The 1,602-nt window shown below is 50.6% G+C and carries 1 rRNA gene (running past one end of the window); it reads right to left on the bottom strand.

What is annotated here, in order from left to right:
- Positions 1 to 1,597: ribosomal RNA gene (locus AC07PZ_RS31560) — 23S ribosomal RNA — on the bottom strand; it reaches 1,373 nt to the left of the window's first position.
- Between the last annotated feature and the right edge of the window lie 5 nt (positions 1,598 to 1,602).

Raw genomic sequence — 1,602 nt, 5'->3', positions numbered from 1 at the left:
GTCGGTTTGCGGTACGGTCGTTGTTAGCTGAAGCTTAGTGGCTTTTCCTGGAACCTCGTTCAGTCACTTCATGAGCAAGCTCACTCGATCATGGGCCTCGGTATATGTACGCCGGATTTGCCTAACGTACGCCTACTTCCCACTAAACCGGGATATCCAACACCCGGATGACCTATTAAGATCCGTCCCCACATCGCACTAACAATCGGTACAGGAATATTGACCTGTTTCCCATCAACTACGCATCTCTGCCTCGCCTTAGGGGCCGACTCACTCTACGCCGATGAACGTTGCGTAGAAAACCTTGCGCTTACGGCGAGGGGGCTTTTCACCCCCTTTAACGCTACTCATGTCAGCATTCGCACTTCTGATACCTCCAGCACGCTTTACAACGCACCTTCACAGGCTTACAGAACGCTCTCCTACCACTTGCAATAAATTGCAAATCCGCAGCTTCGGTAACTGGCTTAGCCCCGTTACATCTTCCGCGCAGGACGACTCGATCAGTGAGCTATTACGCTTTCTTTAAATGATGGCTGCTTCTAAGCCAACATCCTGACTGTTTTAGCCTTCCCACTTCGTTTCCCACTTAGCCAATTTTAGGGACCTTAGCTGGCGGTCTGGGTTGTTTCCCTCTTGAGTCCGGACGTTAGCACCCGGTGCTCTGTCTCCCAAGCTGTACTCATCGGTATTCGGAGTTTGCCTTGGTTTGGTAAGTCGCCATGACCCCCTAGCCAAAACAGTGCTCTACCCCCGATGGTAATACTTGAGGCACTACCTAAATAGTTTTCGGAGAGAACCAGCTATTTCCAAGTTTGTTTAGCCTTTCACCCCTATCCACAGCTCATCCGCTAGTTTTGCAACACTAGTCGGTTCGGACCTCCAGTACCTGTTACGGCACCTTCATCCTGGCCATGGATAGATCACTTGGTTTCGGGTCTACACCCAGCGACTAGACGCCCTATTCGGACTCGATTTCTCTACGGCTTCCCTATTCGGTTAACCTTGCCACTGAATGTAAGTCGCTGACCCATTATACAAAAGGTACGCAGTCACCCTTGCGGGCTCCTACTTTTTGTAAGCACGCGGTTTCAGGATCTATTTCACTCCCCTCCCGGGGTTCTTTTCGCCTTTCCCTCACGGTACTAGTTCACTATCGGTCAATGATGAGTATTTAGCCTTGGAGGATGGTCCCCCCATATTCAGACAGGATTACACGTGTCCCGCCCTACTTGTCGTTAGCTCAGTACCACACAGGTCATTTCACGTACGGGGCTATCACCCGCTATGGCCACCCTTTCCAAAGTGTTCCGTTATGTCTTGTGCTATCACTAACAGGCTTCTCCGATTTCGCTCGCCACTACTTTCGGAATCTCGGTTGATGTCTTTTCCTCGAGCTACTGAGATGTTTCAGTTCACCCGGTTCGCCTCGCATGACTATGTATTCATCATGCGATACCTTTCGGTGGGTTTCCCCATTCGGAAATCTCCGGATCAAAGCTAATTTGCCAGCTCCCCGAAGCTTATCGCAGGCTATCACGTCCTTCGTCGCCTATCATTGCCAAGGCATCCACCACGTGCTCTTATTCACTTGACCCTATA

This window comes from Variovorax sp. GW821-FHT10B04 (genome assembly GCF_059415645.1).
This window is presented reverse-complemented; position numbering and strand designations above follow the sequence as displayed.